The sequence below is a fragment of the Pseudomonas sp. KCJK9000 genome, from assembly GCF_046230725.1.
GTDB classification, from domain to species: Bacteria; Pseudomonadota; Gammaproteobacteria; order Pseudomonadales; family Pseudomonadaceae; genus Aquipseudomonas; species Aquipseudomonas promysalinigenes.
The window spans coordinates 97,418-118,712 of the sequence record NZ_JBJJLN010000006.1 but is presented as its reverse complement, the minus strand read 5'-3'; the positions used below and the strand labels follow the sequence as shown (position 1 = coordinate 118,712).

Here is a 21,295-nt window from a genome sequence, read left to right as displayed (position 1 = left end):
CCGGGCGGGGGGCCGCCCGGCCATGTGGGTTACAGATGCGACTCGGCGTACTCGGCCAGCACCGAGCGCGGCACACCTTGCAGGGTGATGTGCACGCCATGGGGGAAGTCCTTGAAGCGCTCGGTCAGGTAAGTCAGGCCGGAGCTGGTCGCAGAAAGGTACGGCGTGTCGATCTGCGCCAGGTTACCCAGGCACACCACCTTGGAACCGGAGCCGGCGCGGGTGATGATGGTTTTCATCTGGTGCGGCGTGAGGTTCTGGCATTCGTCGATCAGGATCAGGCTCTGCTGGAAACTGCGCCCGCGGATGTAGTTCAGCGACTTGAACTGCAGCGGCACGCGTTCGAGGATGTATTCGACGCTGCCGTGAGTGCTCTCATCGTCCATGTGCAACGCTTCGAGGTTGTCGGTGATGGCGCCCAGCCAGGGCTCCATTTTCTCCGCCTCGGTACCCGGCAAGAAGCCGATCTCCTGGTCAAGCCCCTGCACGCTGCGGGTGGCGATGATGCGTCGGTAACGCTTGCTGACCATGGTCTGCTCGATGGCCGCAGCCAGCGCCAGGATGGTCTTGCCCGAGCCCGCCGCACCGGTCAGGTTGACCAGGTGGATATCCGGGTCGAGCAAGGCGAACAGCGCCAGGCTCTGGTGGATATCTCGCGGTTTGAGGCCCCAGGCTTCTTGGTGCAGCAATGGCTCCTGATGAAGGTCGAGCAACAGCAGTTCGTCGTTGCGTATGCCTTTGACCCAGCCGACGAACCCTTGCTCATCGATGATGAACTCGTTGACGTGCACCGCCGGCAGGTGTTCGATCATCTGCACCCGATGCCAGGTACGGCCGCGCTCCTGGCGGGTATCGACCTTGCTTACACGGTCCCAGAACGAGCCCGTGACCGAATGGTAGCCCTTGGAGAGCAAGGACACGTCATCGACCAGCTGGTCGGTGCTGTAGTCCTCGGCCGCGATCCCGCAGGCTCGCGCCTTCAGACGCATGTTGATGTCTTTGGTGACCAGCACCACGTCCAGGTCGGTGCGCCGGCTACGGACTTCCAGCAGGGTGTTGATGATGATGTTGTCGTTGAGGTGTTCGGACAGTAACTTGCTGGGCTCGTTGCGCGGGCTCATCAAGATCGACAGGTAACCCTTTGGCCCGCTCTTGCCGCGCTGAATCGGTACGCCCTGCTCGACGACGCTGGGCGAGGCATCCCCCAGTGTCTGGTCGATCAGGCGGATGGCTTGGCGACACTCTGCCGCGATGCTCTGTTTGCCGGTCTTGAGCTTGTCGAGTTCCTCCAGCACCGTCATGGGAATGGCGACGTGGTGCTCCTCGAAGTTGAGTAATGCGTTGGGGTCGTGAATCAGGACGTTGGTATCGAGCACATACAGGATTGGCTTGCTGGAGGAAGTGGTGCGTCCTTGGTCATCCATACTCGGTCACCTTATGTCGAAGCCACACGGCGCGTGCTGTGACACGCCGCAGAGTGACCGCCGTTCTTCCCGTATCCGCGTTGCTACGGGCGGGAAGCGTACCTGGCAAAGTGGGCCTGGATGACGCCACCTGTGCTGCAGGGATCGGCTGTCTGGTTTCTTCATACCGCAAAAGCGATGACTCTAAAAAGCATTTTTACGTGTTTTTGAAGTTTATTTTTCCGATTGACGATCAGGGCTTGGCGGCGAGGCGATACGCGACTACAGTCAGAAGTCATACCGGCTATTTGCCCTGCGCGTAGTCGTGACAACCCTCCCAGCCGATACCGCTCTGGGCCGTGCTGCGCAGCAACCACTCCAGCGCTGGCTGTGCCTTGGGTAGGGTGTCATGCAGCTGGATCACACCTTTACGCCATAGCAGCATCAAGGTCACCACACGCTGGGCCGACGCCTCGGCAGACAGCGGCCCATCATCCTGGGCATCGATATCCCACAACGATACCTGCAATTGCTGGCTAGCCATGAACGCTTCGCCGTCAGCACGACGCTGGCCGTAGGGCGGGCGGAACAGCGGCACGTACTGAGCGGGCAGGTCAGCCTGAACCTGGGCCTGAGCCCGCCTGATCGAGTCCTGCCAGCCCTGCCACTGGGCATGAGAGCGGTATTCCCAACCCTGTATCCCGACGCACTGGCCGGCGTATAGCTGGCCAAGCGCATTGGCCGGGCCCGCATCGCGGCGCTGCTGCAAGCGAGTGCCCAGCACAAAGAACGTAGCTTGCAGTTTCTGCTTGCGCAGGTAGCGGGTGAGCGCATCGGTACTTCCGCCGACAGGCGCCGGGCCACCGACGAAGGTCAATAGGAACATGCGGTCGTTGAGCTCATCACCATTGCGCTCACGGCTGGACAGCCGTTCGACCTCGCTGCTGGTCTGCCCCAGCAAGGCGGCCTTGCGCAGTTGCTCATCCAGATAGCGGGCGTGGAACTGATAACTGGGTTCGATCCAGCCGGTGTAGAACTTGCCGACGTCTGTGGCAAATGTAGCAGCCGTGGTGCGCAAATCGGCCATGGATTCGAGCAGATAGCAGAAAGAAGCATCCTGTTCGCAGCTCAGCTGCGCCTGTTGATAACCCAACCACAAGCGCTGCCACATTTGCGCGCGCACGGCGCGAATTTTCTGCAGATTGATCTGGCGTAAGCCAAGGCGCGCCGCCAGCGCAGCGTCATCGAGCAGCTCGCTTTCATGCAACACACGGGCAAACGACAGGATCTCTGCCCGAGAGGCGACGTCGAACAACGCCGGGCTGTCCAGTTGTTCGGGCCACAGACTGCGGTCCAGGCTGGCCGGGGGTATGGGTGCGGCCTGGGCCGCCAGGCTCAACAGGGTGGCCAGCAAGGCCCCGGCAATGCGCACGATCGGTCTCTCCATGATGGCCAAAACGCGCACTATAGCGCCTGCTTCGGCGATGGTCTGTGACTATTGTCGCCATAGTTTGGCGTTACTGGCCGCGGCCCGTAGAATTCACCGAATCGACTTCAGGAGCCGAACCGATGCTGACGGTGATTTCCCCCGCCAAGACCCTCGACTATGACACCCCCCCAGTGACTCAGCGGTTCACCTTGCCGCAATACCTGGACGATTCCCAGGTACTGATCGAGCAACTGCGGGAGTTATCGCCAGCGCAGATCAGCGAGCTGATGCACCTGTCCGACAAGCTTGCAGGCCTGAATGCTGCCCGCTTCGGCAGCTGGACCCCAGACTTCACCCCGGCCAATGCCAAGCAGGCGTTGCTGGCGTTCAAGGGTGACGTCTACACGGGCCTCGATGCCGAAACCCTTGGTGAAGACGACTTCAGCTATGCCCAACAGCACCTGCGCATGCTCTCGGGCCTCTACGGCCTGCTGCGCCCGCTCGACCTCATGCAACCCTACCGCCTGGAAATGGGCACCAAGCTGGCCAACGCCCGCGGCAAGGACCTGTATGCCTTCTGGGGTACGCGCATCAGCGAGTGGCTGAACCAGGCCCTGGCCGAACAAGGCGACGACCTGCTGTTGAACCTTGCCAGCAACGAGTATTTCAATGCGGTCAAACGCAGCGCGCTGAAGGCTCGGGTGATCAACGTCGATTTCAAGGACCTGAAGAACGGCCAATACAAGATCATCAGCTTCTACGCCAAGAAAGCCCGCGGCATGATGAGCCGCTTCGTGATTCAGGAGCAGGTCAACGACCCTGAGCAACTCAAGCGCTTCGATGTGCAGGGTTACTATTACAGCGCCGAGCAATCCAAAGCGGATCATCTGGTGTTCTTGCGTGATCATTCGGCTGAGTGATTGACGCTGGAGCCGCTTGGCGGCTCGGCGCGCGCATTACACACCCACCCTGCAGCCCGTTCACCTCGATGCCCTGCAACCCCATCGAACCAGGCACCAAAGGTACTTTGCGCGGTGCATCGGACGCATCAGCCGGTTGCGTTCGATAGCCGGCTGGTCGGCGTCGGCACAGGTCATCGCGCTCTCGTACAGCAGGTGCGCCTCGCCACCCCTTTGGCACAATTGTGCACAGTGCCATCATGCCAAAATTAAGACGTCAAAAATTAGTCTCCATACCCCCGGCCGTTAGTTGGCTTGAGACCGTTCGTACCTTTTTTGACGAATTTTGAAAAAAAATTTCTGGTGATAGCAGAACAATATCCTCGCGCAGTTTGCCCCTTTATGGCTGGGGGTAAAACTGCTGTGTGCTATCAAATTGAAAGTATTTATCATTGAAAAATTATTTAGAAATCTTTCATGCGTTCCGAAGCCACCCAGGAACTTCTGTCGCAAGTGACCGCTCATAGTGCCGTAACGAATTTCATGGCCTCAGGTTGTGAGAAATGACTTACAGATGACAACCGGCAGGACTCTTCTTTCTGCCTGATTAACTTCAAAAGGTGCAGCGGGTCTTTTCAGAACCCGCCTCAATAGAGGAATGACGCGCCCACAGAATCGTCCTAGTGGTTGATTTCAATAGGTTTTTCCATTTGAAAGAACAAGCACAGCAAAGCGTCTAGTTGCGCCTTGCAGAAAAGACGGCTGCATTTCAGGGCACGCCTTTAGATAACCGGCGAATAACTGCCAACTTTTAGTGCACGATATTGTGCATCACGGATTTATTCATGCCTGCGCTCGGCGAAGTGTGCATTTCGCCATGTAACCGTGCGCCCGAAAACTGTTGTTAATCAACCCAGTCCGGCTCTTCAAGGAGCTGGCGTGATAAACACATGAGGTGATAGCGATGCGTATCAGCATCTTTGGTTTGGGTTATGTGGGTGCAGTCTGTGCAGGTTGCCTGACGGCGCGGGGCCATGACGTGATTGGTGTGGATGTGTCCAAGACCAAGATCGACCTGATCAACCAGGGCAAGTCGCCCATCGTCGAACCTGGCCTGGAAGCACTACTGCAACAAGGCATCGCCAATGGCCGACTGCGCGGCACCACCGATTTCGCCGAGGCCATTCGCGCCAGCGACGTTTCGATGATTTGCGTAGGTACGCCAAGCAAGAAGAACGGCGACCTGGGCCTTGAGTACATCGAGTCGGTGTGCCGCGAAATCGGCTACGTACTGCGTGACAGCCAGCGCCGCCACACCATCGTAGTGCGCAGCACCGTGCTGCCGGGCACCGTGAAGAATGTGGTGATTCCGATTCTGGAAGATTGCTCGGGCAAGAAAGCGGGCGTGGATTTCGGCGTAGCAGTGAACCCGGAGTTCCTGCGTGAAAGCACCGCGATCAAGGACTACGACCACCCGCCGATGACCGTCATCGGTGAATTGGACACCGCCAGCGGCGACGTGCTGCAGGCACTGTACGAAGAACTCGATGCCCCGGTCATCCGCAAGCCGATCGAAGTGGCCGAGATGATCAAGTACACCTGCAACGTGTGGCACGCCACCAAGGTCACTTTCGCCAACGAAATCGGCAACATCGCCAAAGCCGTCGGCGTCGATGGCCGTGACGTGATGGAAGTGGTCTGCCAGGACAAAGTGCTGAACCTGTCCCAGTACTACATGCGCCCAGGCTTTGCCTTCGGGGGCTCGTGCCTGCCCAAGGACGTGCGCGCCCTCACCTACCGCGCCGCCTCCCTCGATGTACGGGCACCTCTGCTGGACTCGCTGATGCGCAGCAATGAGTCGCAGGTCCAGAACGCCTTCGAAATCATCGAAGCCCACGACAAGCGCAGGGTTGCCCTGCTGGGCCTGAGCTTCAAGGCCGGCACCGACGACCTGCGGGAAAGCCCGCTGGTAGAGCTGGCCGAGCGCCTGATCGGCAAAGGCTACCAGTTGGACATCTACGACGAGAACGTCGAGTACGCCCGCGTGCATGGGGCGAACAAAGAGTACATCGAGTCGAAGATCCCGCACGTGTCGTCGTTGCTCAACGCCGACTTCCAGAAGGTCATCGACAACGCCGACATCATCGTCCTGGGCAACCGTGACGAGCAGTTCCGTGCCCTGGCCGAGCAAGCGCCGGCCGGCAAGCAGGTGATCGACCTGGTCGGCTTCATGAGCAAGCCCAGCTGCTCCACCAGCCGTACCGAAGGCATTTGCTGGTAATGCCTGATCGGGCAGCGGTGGCCTCCCCACCACCGCTGCCCACCTTTCCCGAATTTTCCACGGATGCTGAACATGCAAAGGCTCCAGACAGTGCTGTTGCAGTGCGCCGGGTGGCTGCTCTACATGAGCCTGCTCATGCTGATCGCCCTGGCCCTGCCAGCCGAAATCTTCGACTCGCAGTCCAAGCACTTCATCTTCCTGGTCGGCGCAGTCGGCATCTGGCGCTATTCCATGGGCGCCACTCACTTCATCCGCGGCATGATCTTCCTGTACGGCGTGTACCCCTACCTGCGCCGCAAGGTGCAGAAGATGGGCGATGCCGCTGCGCCATCGCACGTCTACCTGATGGTCACCAGCTTTCGTATCGAGGCACTGACCACCGCTCAGGTGTACAGCTCGGTGATTCGCGAAGCCATCGAATGCGGCTACCCCACCACCGTGGTGTGCTCGCTGGTGGAGATGTCCGATGAGCTTTTGGTCAAGAGCCTGTGGGCCAAATACAACCCCCCTTCCCATGTCACCCTGGATATCGTGCGCATCGCTGGCACCGGCAAGCGCGATGGCCTGGCTTATGGTTTTCGGGCGATTTCGCGGATGTTGCCCGACGAGAACGCCGTAGTGGCAGTCATCGACGGTGACACCGTGCTCGGCGAAGGCGTAGTTCGCAAGACCGTGCCGTGGTTCAAGCTGTACCCCAACGTCGGCGGCCTGACCACCAACGAGTTCTGCGAGGTGCGCGGCGGCTACATCATGAGCGAATGGCACAAGCTGCGCTTTGCCCAACGCCACATCAACATGTGCTCCATGGCCCTGTCCAAGCGCGTGCTGACCATGACCGGGCGCATGTCGATGTTCCGCGCCAGCGTGGTGACCAACCCCGAGTTCATCGCCGACGTCGAAAGCGACTCGCTGATGCACTGGCGCCTGGGCCGCTTCAAGTTCCTCACCGGTGACGACAAGTCCAGCTGGTTCAGCCTGATGCGCCTTGGCTACGACACCTTCTACGTGCCAGATGCGGCGATCAACACGGTCGAGCACCCGCCGGAAAAGAGCTTCCTCAAGGCCAGCCGCAAGCTGATGTACCGCTGGTATGGCAACAACCTGCGGCAGAACTCCCGGGCGCTGGGCCTTGGTCTGCGCCGCCTGGGGCTGTTCACCAGCATCGTGCTGTTCGACCAGCGGGTGTCGATGTGGACCAGCCTGCTCGGCCTGACCGTGGCGGTGATCGCCAGCCTCAAATTCGGCATGGCGTACCTGCTGGTCTACCTGCTGTGGATCGGCATCACTCGTCTGATCCTCACCATCATGTTGCTGTGCTCTGGGCACAACGTGGGCCCGGCCTACCCGCTGATTCTCTATTACAACCAGATCGTCGGCGCGTTGATGAAAATCTACGTGTTCTTCCGCCTCGACAAGCAGTCCTGGACCCGCCAACCGACTGCCCTCAAGCGTGACCTCGCCAGTTTTCAACAATGGTTCAACACCTGGTCCTCGCGGACCATGACCTTCTCGGCTGCCAGCATTTTCGTTGCTGTGCTGTTCATGGTCGTGTGAGCCCAACCCGGATCGGAATTAACAGGAACAAACCAAGATGAATACCGCCGTGAACGTCAACGTCGTGCATGAGTCCGAAGCCCAGCGCCAACACGCCCGGGTGCGCATCCCGGCCAAGTTGCGCTTTCTGGACAAAGACCGCCAGGCTCAGGATGTGAAGGTCGATGACCTGTCTGCCGGCGGCCTGAGTTTCCACAGCAAGCAGCCGCTGTCGGTCGGTGAAGTGCTGCGCGGTCGCCTGCAGTTCACGGTAGACAACCTGGGCCTGTCGATGGACATCGAGTTCCAGGTGCGCGCTTATGACAACGCCACCGGCCGCACCGGCGCGCAGTTCCAGAACCTCGAACCTCGCGATATCGCGACGCTGCGCCATATCATCACCAGTCACCTTTCCGGTGAGCTGATCACCGCAGGCGATGTGCTGAGCACCCTGCAGCGCGACAACTTCACCAAGGCACGCAAGCAAAAAGACAGTGGCTCAGGCCTGTCGGCCTTCGGCCGCCTCAAGGCCGTGACCGTGACCCTGGGGGTGTTCGTGGTAGGCGTGGCCGCTTTCGGCTTCGTCGCCAAATCGCTTTACGGCATGTACTTCGTCAGCCATGCCGAAGCCGGGGTGGTCGCCGTCCCAACTTCTACCGTAACCATGCCGCGTGACGGTACCGTCAACAGCCTGGCCGAAATCGGCGGGCAAATCGCCAAGGGTGCGCCGCTGGCCAGCTTCACCACCAGCATGTTGGACATGCTCAAAGGGAGCCTGGACGACTCGCAGCTGGAGCCTGCAAAAATCGAGGAACTGTTTGGCAAGCAGCTCTCCGGCACGCTCACCAGCCCATGCGATTGCGTCGTCGCCCGCCAACTGGTGGACGACGGCCAGTACGCCGCCAAGGGCCAGCCGATCTTCCAACTGATACCGCGCACCACCCAGCCGATGGTCGAAGCGCGCTTCAGCTATCGCCAGTTCGACGAGGTCAAGCCAGGCACCCGAGTCAACTTCCAGGTCGCCGGCGAAGACGAAGTGCGCACCGGCCAGATCGTCAGCAGCGCCAGCCTCAACAGCGACGACCTGGCCTCCGACATCCGTGTACAGATCAAACCCGACAGCGCCATGCCGGCTGAACTGGCCGGCCGCCCGGCCTCGGTCAACGCTGACCGCGGTCCATCGCTGAACGGGCTGATCGACAAAGCCTCGGCCCACGGCCTCTAAGAGGGAACGCCGATGACCAGCAGACTCCTCGAGCACCGTGGCCCCTGGCTTGGGCTTTGCGCCCTGGCCGCCGCGGTCAGTTTGGCCGGCTGTGCCGGCCTGCCCGACCAGCGCCTGGCCAACGAAGCCCTCAAGCGCGGTGACACGGCGCTTGCCGAACGCAATTACAAGGCCCTGGCAGACCTTGGCTACAGCGACGCGCAGGTGGGCCTTGCCGATATCAAGGTCGCCACGCGCGACCCGGCCAAGATTCAGGAAGCCGAGGCGACGTACCGTGCTGCCGCTGCCACTTCGCCGCGAGCTCAAGCACGCCTGGGCCGCCTGCTGGTGGCCAAGCCAAACAGCACCCAAAGCGAACGTGAAGAAGCAGAAACGCAGCTCATGCTCGCCGCCGAGCAAGGTCAGGGTAATACCCTGATCCCGCTGGCAATGTTGTACCTGAGTTACCCGCAAAGCTTCCCGAAGGTCAACGCCCAACAGCAGATCGACCAGTGGCGCGCCGCCGGCAACCCGGAAGCGGGCCTTGCCCAAGTACTGCTGTACCGTACCCAGGGCACCTACGAGCAGCACCTGACCGAAGTCGAGCGCATCTGCAAGGCAGCGCTCAGCGCCACCGACATCTGCTATGTGGAATTGGCCACGGTCTATCAGAAGCGTGCCCAGGCCGATCAGCAGGCTGCGTTGATCAGCCAGCTCAAGTCTGCGTACGCCCGTGGCGCCGTACCGGCCAGCCGGGTCGACAGTGTCGCCCGCGTGCTGGCTGACCGCAGCCTTGGCCAGACCGACGAGAAAACCGCCAAAGACCTGCTCGAACAGGTCGCCCCAGCCAACCCAGCGTCCTGGGTCAGCCTGGCGCAGCTGCTGTACGACTTCCCCGAACTGGGCGATACCGACCAGCTGGTGGCTTACATCGACAAAGGCCGAGAAGCCGAGCAGCCCCGCGCCGAACTGCTGCTGGGCCGCCTGTACTACGAAGGCAAAAGCCTGCCTGCGGACGCGCCAAAAGCCGAGCAGCACCTCAAAGCTGCCGCCGACGCAGGGGAAATCAGCGCCCATTACTACCTTGGCCAACTGTACCGCCGCGGCTATCTGGGCAGCGTCGAGCCGCAAAAGGCCGTCGATAACCTGCTCGCCGCGGCCCGTGGCGGCCAGAACAGCGCCGACTATGCGCTCGCCCAACTGTTCAGCGAAGGCCATGGCATTCGCCCGCAACCAGACAACGCTTGGGTATTCGCGCAATTGGCCCAGGCCAACCCGACGCCGCAGTCCAGCGAACTGCTGCAACAGCTCGACCAACAGCTCACGCCCGAGCAGCGCAGCCAGGCCCAGCGCGTGCTGGCCCAGGAACAGCAAGCCCGCGGCAGCATGGCGCAGGGTGCCAACAGCACCCTGGCACTCGAAGCCCTGCAGGACGACGACAAAGAAGTAGACGGTGAGGACTCGCTATGACGCTCAACCCTTTCGTGAAAGCCGGCATCGGCCTGAGCTTCGCTTTGCTGTGGTCCTGCCCGACCCTGGCGGAAATGACCGCTGACAAGAACTTCGGCCTGGACGTGAAAATCACCGGCCAATCCGAAGACGACCGTGACCTTGGCACTCGCTCAGGTGGCGACGTCAACGGCCTGGGCCTGGACTTGCGCCCTTGGGTGTACGGCGAGCGCGGTAACTGGAGCGCCTTCGCCATGGGCCAGGCGGTCACCGCCACCGACACCATCGAAACCGACACGTTGCGCCAGAACGACGACGGTACCACCACCGACACCGCCGCCGACGGGCGCAAGCAGGACAAGAGCTACCTGGCCATGCGCGAGTTCTGGGTTGGCTACAGCGGGCTTACGGCCTACCCAGGGGAGCAACTGCTCCTGGGCCGCCAGCGCCTGCGCAGCGACGATGGCATGTGGCGCGACACCAACATCGAAGCGCTGAACTGGACCTTCGATACCACCCTGCTCAAGGCTGACCTGGGCGTGGCTCAGCGCTTTAGCGAGTACCGTACCGACCTTACCGAGTTGGCCCCGCAAGACAAGGACCGTACCCACCTTTACGGCAACGTCGCCGCACAGTGGACACCGGGTCACTGGGTCGGCCTGCGCGCGCATCACACCCACGACAGTGGCAGCCTGAAAAACCCCGGCGAAACCGTCGATGCGCTGGACAAGACTCGCACCGGCGACCTGACCTGGCTGGGCCTCGAGGCCAACAGCGACGCCTACAACTGGCGCAACCAGCACACCGTCAACTACTGGGGCAGCGTCACGTGGCTGACCGGCGACCGTGACACCCTCAGCAGCCAGACTGTCGCTGACCAGACCGTCGCGACCGGCAAGCAGAGCGGCAACGTCAACGCGTGGGCCACCGACTTGGGCATCCGTCTGCGCCTGGACCCGCAATGGCAGGTTGGCGCCGCCTATGCCCGTGGCAGCGGCGGCGGTGGCGACGATGGCTCGGGCAACTTCGAGCAGACCGGACTTGAAAGTAACCGCTCCAACTACACCGGCACCCGCTCGCGGGTGCACCGCTTCGGTGAAGCGTTCCGTGGCGAGCTGGGCAACCTGCAGGCCGCCACGCTGTTCGCCTCCTGGCAGCTGCGCGATGACTACGACGCCAGCCTGATCTACCACAAGTTCTGGCGGGTCGACGGCAACCAGAACATCGGCTCCAGCGGCATCAATGCAGTGGTCAACGACAACGGCGTGAATCGCCAGCTGGTCGATGGCGAAAAAGACCTCGGCCAGGAAATGGACCTGGTCGTCACCAAATACTTCAAGCAAGGCCTGCTGCCGGCTTCGATGAGCCAGGCAATCGACGAGCCCTCTGCCCTGGTGCGCCTGCGCGCTGGTGTGTTCAAGCCGGGCGACGCCTACGGCAAGGAAGCGGACTCGTACATGCACCGCGCCTTCGTCGACGTGATCTGGCGCTTCTGAAGCCGGGAGAAACCTGATGAACCTTCACCCGCACTTGCGTCACAGCCTTCTGGCCAGCGCCCTGCTGCTGACCAGTGGCCTGGCTTTCGCCGCAGAACCACAGACGCTCGCCAAGGGCCTGCAGCAGGCCAAGACTTATACCGTGGCCAGCGCACCGATCGAGCCGCTGCAGATGGACCCGCCAAAACTGCCCGACCTCAGTGGCTACACCGCCCAAGCCGTGCAGAAGAAAATCGACCGCAGCCACAAGGGCAAAGTCAGCGTGCGCCGCATGTTCCAGGAGGACACCCTCAAGGAATTCATCGGCGGCGACAACAAAGCCGCCGAGTGGGTGCAGCGCCAGCACGGGATTCCTCAAGCGATCTTCGTCGATGACGGCCATGTCGACCTGGTGGAGCTGAGCAAGCAGGTACCCAAGCAGTACCTGCGCGAGGTAGAACCTGGCGTGTACCTGGCGCGCCTGCCGATCGTGGTCGGGCATAAGGGCATCCTCGAGATCGACCGTAAGGTCAAGCAACTGCGCCTGTCCCAGGAGGGCGGCGCGTTTGTGATCAACGATGGCAAGCTGTTCGTCACCGACACCCAGGTGACCGGCTGGCGCGAGAAGGACAACGGCCCGGCGACCTTCCGCTCGCCCAAGGAATTCCGCCCGTTCCTGCTCTCGTGGGGGGGCACCGAGACCTACATCGTCAACACCCAGATGGCCAGCTTTGGCTATTCCAAATCCAAGTCGTACGGTGTGAGCATTTCGCAATACACCCCCAACATGTCCAAGCGCATGGGCCGCGCCGAGCCTACCGGCTGGATCATCGGCTCGACCTTCAGCGACATGTGGTATGGCTTCTACTGCTACGAAACCCAGGACTTCGTGGTCAAGGACAACACCTACCGCGACAACATCGTCTATGGCATCGACCCGCACGACCGTTCGCACCGCCTGATCATTGCCGGCAACACCGTGTACGGCACCAAGAAAAAGCACGGGATCATCATTTCCCGTGAGGTCAACGACAGCTGGATCATCAATAACAAGAGCTACGACAACAAGCTCTCGGGCGTGGTGATCGACCGTAACAGCATCAACAACCTGGTGGCCTACAACGAGATCTATCGCAACCACACCGATGGCATCACCCTGTACGAAAGCGGCGACAACCTGATCTGGGGCAACAAGCTGATCAATAACCGTCGCCACGGCATCCGGGTGCGCAACAGCGTGAACATTCGCCTGTACGACAACATCGCCATGGCCAACGGGCTGGTCGGCGTGTACGGGCACATCAAGGACCTGTCCGATACCGACCGCGACATCGCCCTGGACCCCTTCGACACCAAGGTGTCGCTGATCGTGGTCGGGGGCGAGCTGGCGGCCAATGGCTCCGGCCCGCTGTCGATCGACTCACCGCTGTCGGTCGAGCTGTACAAGGTGTCCATGCTCGCCCCGCGCAAGGCTAGCGGGATCAGCCTCAACGGCGTGCTTGGCGAGCGTCAGGACGAAATCCTCGACCTGCTGGTGCGCCAGCAGAAGGCCGTGCTGATCGACCCGGTCGAGCGCCAGAGCGAAATGATCGATTAAGGAAGCCCAGACCATGACTCCACACCTGATGAAACTGCTGGGCCTGTCCGCTGCGCTTTTGGCCGTTAGCCAGGGCGTCCGCGCCGACCAGATAAAGGCCCCGACCTTCACCGCCGAGCCGTGCTGCCAATTGTGCCCCGAGGCACACGACGCCAGCCGCTACACCACCCGCTATCAGCAGAACTTCACCACGCTGGTGCAGGCGCAGGGCGACTGGTTGTTCCGTACCCGTGAAGACCTGCGTACCGAGTTCAACACCACGCCGGCCGGCTACAAACGCTTGCAGCAGGTGCACGACGCGTTCAAGAAGCGTGGCGTTGAGTTGGTGGTGGTCTACCAGCCGACCCGGGGCCTGGTGAACCGCAACATGCTCAACCCCAAAGAGAAAGCCGCCTTTGATTACCAGAAGGCGCTGGGCAACTACCAGGCGATGCTCAAGCGCTTCGCCAGCATGGGCTACAACGTGCCAGACCTGTCGCCACTGACCAACGAGCAGCTCGCCGCCGCCGACCAGGGCAAGGATTTCTACTTCCGCGGTGACCAGCACTGGACACCCTACGGTGCCCAGCGCGCGGCCAAGATCGTGGCCGACACGGTGCACCAGATGCCGGCCTTCGAAGGCATACCACGCAAGGAATTCGAAACTCACAAATCCGGGCGCATGGGCAAGACCGGCACCTTGCACAATGTCGCCGGCCAACTGTGCGGCACCAGCTATGCGGTGCAGTACATGGACCAGTTCGCCACCGAGCCGAAAGGCTCCAGCGGCGGCGACGACCTGTTCGGCGATGGCGGCAATGCCCAGATCACCCTCGTAGGCACTAGCCACAGCGGCAAGAACTACAACTTCGCCGGCTTCCTCGAACAATACATCGGCGCCGACGTGCTCAACGTCGCCTTCCCCGGTGGCGGTTTGGAAGGCTCGATGATCCAGTACCTGGGCAGCGAAGAGTTCCAGAAAAACCCACCAAAAATCCTTATCTGGGAATTCTCGCCGCTGTACCGCCTGGACCAGGAAACCATCTGGCGGCAGATCCTCGCCCTGCTCGACGACGGCTGCGACGACCGCCCAGCGCTGATGAGCGCCAGCACCACCCTCAAGCCCGGCAAGAATGAGCTGATGGTCAACGGCAAGGGCGGCGTGATCAAGAACCTGGTCAACCGCAACCTGCAGATGGATGTGAAGTTCGACGACCCATCGGTGAAGGTGCTGCAGGCCACCCTGTGGTATCTCAATGGCCGTCACGAGGACATCAAGCTGGAGAAGCCGGAAACCTCCGACACCGATGGCCGTTTCGTCTTCCAGATGCGCGAAGACGAGGACTGGGCCAACCAGAGCCTGCTGGCCTTCGAAGTCCAAGGGCCGCAAAGCGGCACCCAGAAAGTCCAGGCCAAACTCTGCAAACGCAACAACTTTGCCGGGCCCGCGCAGACCGCGCAGGCCGGCCAGTGAGGCGCCCATGACCCATTTAAAGCAGTTGTTCCGTCCTGCCCTGCTCGCCCTGGCCCTGTGCGGCGGCGCCGCGCATGCCGCGCTGGTACCCCCGCAGGGCTATTACGAGGGGATCGAGAAGCCCAAGACCGGCGACGGTAATTTCCGTTGTGAACCGGCACCCAAGCCGTATACCGGTGCGCTGCAGTTTCGCAGCAAATACGAGGGCTCGGACAAGGCCCGGGCAACGTTGAACCTGGCTTCGGAAAAGGCCTTTCGCAAGTCCACCGAAGACATCACCACGCTGGAAAAAGGCGTGAGCAAGATGGTTGGCCAATACATGCGCGACGGCCGCCCCGCACAGCTGGACTGCACCCTGACCTGGCTCGGCGCCTGGGCGCGCGCCGACGCGCTCATGTCCACCGATTACAACCATACCGGCAAATCCATGCGCAAATGGGCGCTGGGCAGCATGAGCGGGTCCTGGCTGCGGCTTAAGTTCTCCAACGCACGCCCGCTTGCCGCGCACCAGGCCCAGGCCGAACAGATCGAAAAGTGGTTTGCCCGCCTTGCCGAACAAACCGTTCGCGACTGGAGCAACCTGCCGCTGGAGAAAATCAACAACCACAGCTACTGGGCTGCCTGGTCGGTGATGGCCACGGCCGTGGCTACCGACCGCCGCGACCTGTTCGACTGGGCCGTGAAGGAATTCAAAATTGGCGCCAATCAGGTCGACGAGCAGGGCTTTTTGCCCAACGAAATCAAACGCCGGCAACGTGCCTTGGCCTATCACAACTACGCCTTGCCGCCGCTGGCGATGATTGCCAGCTTCGCCCAGGCCAATGGTGTGGACCTGCGCCGCGAAAACAACTTTGCCTTGCAACGCCTGGGCGAAGGCGTGCTGGCCGGTGCTCGCGATCCACGTCTGTTTGCCGCCCGTGCCGGTGAGAAGCAAGACATGAAGGACCTGGAGGTCGACAACAAATATTCCTGGCTCGAGCCCTGGTGCGCGCTTTACCACTGCGTGGGCGACACCCTCGAGCGCAAGCACGGCATGCAACCGTTCAACAGCTTCAGGCTGGGCGGTGATGTGACCCGGCTCTACGACCCGAACGCAGAATCGAAAAAGTAACGTAATCCCCTGTGTGGGCGGGTTCACCCGCTCCTCGGGTGGCTTGGTATCCCTCACCGTTTGCGTGGGGGGTTTGGGGGGCGCTGTGCCCCGGATGCTGTGAACAACTAGGAGAACCGGGATGGTCTTCTCGTCCAACGTGTTCCTGTTCCTGTTCTTGCCGGTCTTCCTCGGCCTGTACTACTTGAGCGGGCAACGCTATCGCAACCTGCTGCTGCTGGTCGCAAGCTACATCTTCTATGCCTGGTGGCGGGTCGACTTCCTTGCCCTGTTCGCTGGCGTAACCCTGTGGAACTACTGGATCGGCCTGCGCGTGGGTGCGTGCGGCGTGCGCACCAAGCCAGCCCAGCGCTGGCTGCTGCTGGGCGTGGGTGTAGACCTGGCGATCCTCGGCTACTTCAAATATGCCAACTTCGGTGTCGAGAGCCTCAACGCGATCATCACCTCGTTCGGTATGCAGCCGTTCATCCTCACCCACGTGCTGCTGCCTATCGGCATTTCGTTCTATATCTTCGAGTCGATCAGCTACATCATCGATGTGTATCGCGGTGACACCCCGGCCACACGCAACCTGATCGACTTCGCGGCGTTCGTGGCGATCTTCCCCCACCTGATCGCAGGCCCTGTGCTGCGCTTCAAGGATTTGGTAGACCAGTTCAACAACCGTACCCATACCCTGGACAAGTTCTCCGAAGGCTGCACCCGCTTCATGCAGGGCTTCATCAAGAAAGTGTTCATCGCCGATACCTTGGCCGTGGTAGCCGACCACTGTTTCGCCTTGCAGCACCCCACCACCGGTGACGCCTGGCTTGGCGCCTTGGCCTACACCGCGCAGCTGTACTTCGACTTCAGCGGCTACAGCGACATGGCCATCGGCCTGGGGCTGATGATGGGCTTTCGCTTCATGGAGAACTTCAAACAGCCCTACATCAGCCAGTCGATCACCGAGTTCTGGCGGCGCTGGCACATCAGCCTGTCCACCTGGCTGCGCGATTACCTGTACATCACCCTGGGCGGCAACCGCAAAGGCACTTTCAACACCTACCGCAACCTGTTCCTGACCATGCTGCTCGGTGGGCTTTGGCACGGTGCCAACTTCACCTACATCGTTTGGGGTGCCTGGCACGGCATGTGGCTGGCGATCGAGCGGGCGCTGGGTATCGACACCAACCCACAGCGTTTCAACCCGGTGAAATGGGCCGTCACCTTCCTGCTGGTGGTGGTCGGCTGGGTGATCTTCCGTGCCGAAAACCTCGACGTCGCCGCCCGCATGTATGGCGCCATGTTCAGCTTCGGCCAGTGGCAGCTGTCAGAGCTCAACCGCTCCCAGCTCACCGGCCTGCAGGTGGCGACCCTGGTGATCGCTTACCTCAGCCTGGCGTTCTTCGGCCTGCGTGATTTCTACCGCCACGCCACGCCAGCGGCAGCCATGCGCAGCCCGGCGCAGGTCAACGCCGATGGCTCGATCGGCCTGGACTGGGCCCGGGTGATGACGCGCGCGCTGATCCTGCTGCTGTTCGCAGCCTCGATCCTCAAGCTTTCGGCACAGAGCTACTCGCCGTTCCTGTACTTCCAGTTCTGAGGGGCATGCCATGAACCGGACATTACGCATCACTTACTCCCTGTCGTTCCTTGGCCTGCTGGTAGGCATGGGCGTGTGGTCCACAGGCGGTTTTGAAGGCTTTCACCGTACCCAGCAGATGACCCTGCTCAACGGCAAGCTGGCCAAGGCGGCGGAGACCCACTACGACGAGCAGTTCCCCATCAAGCGCCTGGGCACCAACCTTTGGGCTGCCCTGGACTTCAAACTGTTCAACGAAGGCCGCCCTGGTGTGGTCTTGGGCCGGGATCAGTGGCTGTTCACTGACGAAGAGTTCAAGCCTACTGCCAATGCCGAGCAGCAGATGCAGGAGAACCTTGCATTGATCCAAGGCGTGCGCGACACCCTGCGCAAGCACGGTAGCCACTTGGTGCTGGCGATCATCCCGGCCAAGGCGCGGGTGTATGCCGAATACATCGGCAAACAGCAACCGGCCAGCCTGCACGATCAGCTGTACAACCGCTTCCATGCCCAGGCGCGTCAGGCCAATGTGTTCGCCCCCGATCTGATGCCCGCACTGGAGCAGGCCAAAGCTCGCGGCCAAGTGTTCTTGCGTACCGACACCCATTGGACGCCGATGGGCGCGCAAGTCGCGGCCCAGACGCTGGCAGATGCGGTCAGCCGTCAGCGCCTACTCGACGGCGAGCCTCAGGCGTTCATCACCGACGCTGGCAGCACCGCTCCCTACAAGGGCGACCTGACCAACTTCCTGCCGCTGGACCCACTGTTCAGCGACCTGCTGCCGGCTCCGGACAATCTGCAACAACTCACCACTCGCCCGGCCGAAGCTGATGCTGCCGGCGGCGACGCGCTGTTCGCCGATACCCAGATCCCGGTGGCCCTGGTGGGCACCAGCTACAGCGCCAATGCGCACTGGAACTTCCTCGGCGCTTTGCAGCAGGCGCTGCACAGCGATGTCGCCAATTACGCCGAAGACGGCCACGGCCCATTGCTGCCGATGCTCAAGTACCTGCAAAGCGATGCCTTCAAAAACGCCCCGCCCCAGGTTGTGGTGTGGGAATTCCCCGAACGTTATCTGCCGATGACCAGCGACCTCAGCAGCTTCGACCCGCAGTGGGTCGCGCAGCTCAAGCACAACCGTAAATCCGAAGAAAACCTGGCCATGTCGTCCACCCGGACGCACCACTGATCGATAGAGAGGAAATGCACATGACTACCAAAACTTCCATTGCCAAAGCCCTCACCCTCGCGGCCGGCCTTTCCCTGGCGTCCATGCAGGCGTTCGCCGGAGCCGACGCCGCGCTGTATGGCCCAAGCGCGCCCAAGGGTTCGAGCTTCGTGCGTTTGTATAACGCGGCCAGCGCACCGGCTGCAGCCAGCGTGGGCAACACCCAGATCAAGCAGGTTGGCGCCCAGGCCAGCAGCGACTTCAGCTTCCTGCCCGGTGGCGACTACACCGCCCAGGTAGGCGGTAAGAGCGTGCCGGTGCAACTGGCCGCCGACAAGTACTACACCCTGGTCAACAGCAGCAGCGGCAACCCGCAGCTGATCGAAGAGCCGCCGTTCAAGAACAAGCAAAAGGCTTTGGTGCGGGTGCAGAACCTCAGCGACCAGGCCCTGACCCTGAAAACTGCCGACGGCAAGACCGAAGTGGTGCCATCGGTGGCCACCAAAGGCCGCGGCGAGCGGGAAATCAATCCGGTCAAGGTCAACCTGGCCTTGTTCGAGGGCAACAAGAAAGTCAGCGACCTCAAACCGGTCGCCCTGGAGCGTGGCGAAGCGGCCGTGCTGTACGTAACGGGTTCCGGCAGCAACTTGTCGCCGGTGTGGGTAACTCGCCCCGTGGCTAGCAACTGATCCCCCTGCCTCATAACGACTATTGGAGAAACACGATGATCCCGGTAATTCTTTCTGGTGGTAGCGGTTCGCGTCTGTGGCCTTTGTCGCGCAAGCAGTTCCCCAAACAGTTCCTGGCGCTGACCGGGGAAAACACCCTGTTCCAGCAAACCCTCGAGCGCTTGCGCTTCGAGGGCATGGACAGCCCGGTCGTGGTCTGCAACAAGGATCACAAGTTCATCGTTCAGGAGCAGCTCGCTGCCCTGAACCTGCAGACCCAAGGCATCCTGATGGAGCCGTTTGGCCGCAATACTGCGCCAGCGGTAGCTTTGGCAGCCATGAAACTGGTCAACGAGGGCCGCGACGAACTGATGCTGGTGCTGCCCGCCGACCATGTGATCGATGACCAAAAGGCCCTGCAACGCGCCTTGGCCTTGGCCACCGTGGCCGCCGAGCGCGGCGAGATGGTGCTGTTCGGGGTGCCGGCGACCAAGCCGGAAACCGGCTACGGCTACATCCGCTCCAGCCAGGATGCGCTGCTGCCTGAAGGCGTGGCCCGAGTTGCCCAGTTCGTCGAAAAACCCGATGAAAAGCGCGCTGCCGAGTTCGTCGCCGCGGGCGGCTACTTCTGGAACAGCGGCATGTTCCTGTTCCGCGCCAGCCGCTTCCTCGAAGAGCTGAAAAAACACGACCCGGACATTTATGACACCTGCGTACTGGCCCTTGAGCGCAGCAGCGAAGATGACGATGTGCTGAGCATCGACGAGGCCACCTTCGCCTGCTGCCCGGACAACTCGATCGACTACGCGGTGATGGAGAAGACCCAGCGTGCCTGCGTGGTGCCGATGTCGGCAGGCTGGAGCGATGTGGGCTGCTGGTCGTCGCTTTGGGAGGTGCACGACAAGGACGCCGACGGCAACGTCACCAAAGGCGACGTGGTGGTGCAGGACAGCCGCAACTGCATGATCCATGGCAACGGCAAGCTGGTATCGGTGATCGGCCTTGAGAACATCGTGGTGGTCGAGACCAAGGACGCGATGATGATCGCCCACAAGGACAAGGTCCAGGGCGTCAAGCAGATGGTCAAGACACTCGACGAGCAGGGCCGTAGCGAAACCCAGAACCACCTGGAAGTCTACCGCCCTTGGGGCTCGTACGACTCGGTGGACATGGGCGGGCGCTTCCAGGTCAAGCACATCACCGTCAAGCCCGGCGCCAGCTTGTCGCTGCAGATGCACCACCACCGTGCCGAGCACTGGATCGTGGTCTCCGGCACGGCCGAGGTGACCTGTGACGAGAATGTGTTCCTGCTCACCGAAAACCAGTCGACCTACATTCCGATCGCCTCGGTTCACCGCCTGCGCAACCCAGGCAAGATCCCTCTGGAGATCATTGAGGTGCAATCGGGCAGCTACCTGGGCGAGGACGACATCGAACGTTTCGAAGACGTGTATGGACGCACATCGACACCCGTCGAGCGGGGGGTGTCCGTCAAGACGATTGCCCAATAACCAACACGAGCAGGCACCGTTGCGGTGCCTGCTTGCTTTGAACGGGTCAAGGTGCGAGTTAGGACAGATCGACTTCCAACGTACCCGCCGCTTTATGTTGAACGTTAAGGAGCCAGGTCTCGAATTCGAAATCCAGTGTGAGCACGCCATTTTTCACAGCTGCTTTAACGTTCGGGCTTGTATCGATATGCGCCATAGAGCCCTTCACAATGAACGCGTTTACGGCTGTAGGTGCCTCGGCAGTACCGGTTATATAAAAAGCCACGCCCAATTCACCCTGAAAGCCCTTATCATCCGTAAAGTTCTGTACAGCTACCACGAACAGCGGGAATGTCTTTTGCGTGACGCGAATTTCATTGGTTGTGAACGTGTCTCTCGAAAGAATGGCCGGTTTAAACGTGCCCTCTGCTCGCCCCGGTAGATTAAGTTTTTTTTCAGCACTCAGTCCAAACTTGCTCATTTGCTGCTCAAGTTTAATTCCGGTCCCTTGTTCGCTGGAAGCCATCATGAGTTCCTCATCTACAAGATTAACGTTCGTAAAAAACTTTCAGGC

The 21,295-nt window shown here is 61.2% G+C and carries 16 protein-coding genes; 13 read left to right on the top strand and 3 right to left on the bottom strand.

The annotated features are described in order from the left end of the window. Positions 1-29 precede the first annotated feature (29 nt). Together ACK59H_RS04795 and ACK59H_RS04790 are read right to left on the bottom strand one after the other, a co-directional pair. Positions 30-1,424, bottom strand: coding sequence for a PhoH family protein (locus ACK59H_RS04795; RefSeq protein WP_060478987.1), 1,395 nt, complete (start codon positions 1,422-1,424; stop codon positions 30-32). A 283-nt stretch (positions 1,425-1,707) separates the two neighbouring features. Beyond that, positions 1,708-2,835: a polysaccharide deacetylase family protein gene (locus ACK59H_RS04790; RefSeq protein WP_409264281.1), complete on the bottom strand. Its 1,128-nt coding sequence runs from the start codon at positions 2,833-2,835 to the stop codon at positions 1,708-1,710. A gap of 137 nt (positions 2,836-2,972) precedes the next feature. Here ACK59H_RS04790 and yaaA point away from each other — a divergent pair, with 137 nt between their 5' ends. The 13 genes from yaaA (at position 2,973) to ACK59H_RS04725 (ending at position 20,742) form a co-directional block, all read left to right on the top strand. Then, positions 2,973-3,752 carry a peroxide stress protein YaaA gene (gene yaaA, locus ACK59H_RS04785; protein WP_186477463.1) on the top strand — a complete coding sequence of 260 codons (780 nt, stop codon included), beginning with the start codon at positions 2,973-2,975 and terminating at the stop codon, positions 3,750-3,752. A gap of 943 nt (positions 3,753-4,695) precedes the next feature. Continuing rightward, positions 4,696-6,012 carry a nucleotide sugar dehydrogenase gene (locus ACK59H_RS04780; protein WP_060478984.1) on the top strand — a complete coding sequence of 439 codons (1,317 nt, stop codon included), beginning with the start codon at positions 4,696-4,698 and terminating at the stop codon, positions 6,010-6,012. A gap of 72 nt (positions 6,013-6,084) precedes the next feature. Continuing rightward, positions 6,085-7,566, top strand: coding sequence for a glycosyltransferase family 2 protein (locus tag ACK59H_RS04775; RefSeq protein ID WP_081016667.1), 1,482 nt, complete (start codon positions 6,085-6,087; stop codon positions 7,564-7,566). A 37-nt stretch (positions 7,567-7,603) separates the two neighbouring features. Beyond that, complete coding sequence (locus ACK59H_RS04770) at positions 7,604-8,770, top strand: alginate biosynthesis protein Alg44 (RefSeq protein WP_060478982.1); 1,167 nt, start codon at positions 7,604-7,606, stop codon at positions 8,768-8,770. Between the two features lie 12 nt (positions 8,771-8,782). Next, entirely contained in the window at positions 8,783-10,219 is a 1,437-nt protein-coding gene (gene algK, locus ACK59H_RS04765) for an alginate biosynthesis TPR repeat lipoprotein AlgK (protein WP_060478981.1), read from the top strand. Next, positions 10,216-11,694 (top strand): alginate export family protein, encoded by a 1,479-nt coding sequence (locus ACK59H_RS04760; RefSeq protein WP_409264277.1) that lies wholly within the window; start codon positions 10,216-10,218, stop codon positions 11,692-11,694. Before algK ends, ACK59H_RS04760 begins: the two co-directional genes overlap by 4 nt. Positions 11,695-11,710: 16 nt before the next feature. Beyond that, entirely contained in the window at positions 11,711-13,270 is a 1,560-nt protein-coding gene (gene algG / locus ACK59H_RS04755) for a mannuronan 5-epimerase AlgG (RefSeq protein WP_060478979.1), read from the top strand. 13 nt (positions 13,271-13,283) lie between these two features. Then, complete coding sequence (locus ACK59H_RS04750) at positions 13,284-14,723, top strand: alginate O-acetyltransferase (RefSeq protein WP_060478978.1); 1,440 nt, start codon at positions 13,284-13,286, stop codon at positions 14,721-14,723. Positions 14,724-14,730: 7 nt separating this feature from the next. Continuing rightward, positions 14,731-15,834, top strand: a complete 1,104-nt coding sequence (locus tag ACK59H_RS04745; protein ID WP_060478977.1) for a mannuronate-specific alginate lyase — start codon at positions 14,731-14,733, stop codon at positions 15,832-15,834. 121 nt (positions 15,835-15,955) lie between these two features. After that, complete coding sequence (locus tag ACK59H_RS04740; protein ID WP_060478976.1) at positions 15,956-17,416, top strand: MBOAT family protein; 1,461 nt, start codon at positions 15,956-15,958, stop codon at positions 17,414-17,416. A gap of 10 nt (positions 17,417-17,426) precedes the next feature. Continuing rightward, positions 17,427-18,584, top strand: a complete 1,158-nt coding sequence (locus ACK59H_RS04735) for an alginate O-acetyltransferase (RefSeq protein WP_060478975.1) — start codon at positions 17,427-17,429, stop codon at positions 18,582-18,584. 20 nt (positions 18,585-18,604) lie between these two features. Beyond that, the gene (locus ACK59H_RS04730; protein ID WP_060478974.1) at positions 18,605-19,252 is read left to right on the top strand and encodes an alginate O-acetyltransferase AlgF; all 648 of its coding nucleotides are present in this window, start codon (positions 18,605-18,607) and stop codon (positions 19,250-19,252) included. Positions 19,253-19,287: 35 nt separating this feature from the next. Beyond that, positions 19,288-20,742: a mannose-1-phosphate guanylyltransferase/mannose-6-phosphate isomerase gene (locus ACK59H_RS04725; RefSeq protein WP_060478973.1), complete on the top strand. Its 1,455-nt coding sequence runs from the start codon at positions 19,288-19,290 to the stop codon at positions 20,740-20,742. A gap of 58 nt (positions 20,743-20,800) precedes the next feature. Here ACK59H_RS04725 and ACK59H_RS04720 read toward each other — a convergent pair whose 3' ends face one another. Then, the gene (locus tag ACK59H_RS04720) at positions 20,801-21,250 is read right to left on the bottom strand and encodes a hypothetical protein (protein WP_060478972.1); all 450 of its coding nucleotides are present in this window, start codon (positions 21,248-21,250) and stop codon (positions 20,801-20,803) included. Positions 21,251-21,295: the final 45 nt, after the last annotated feature.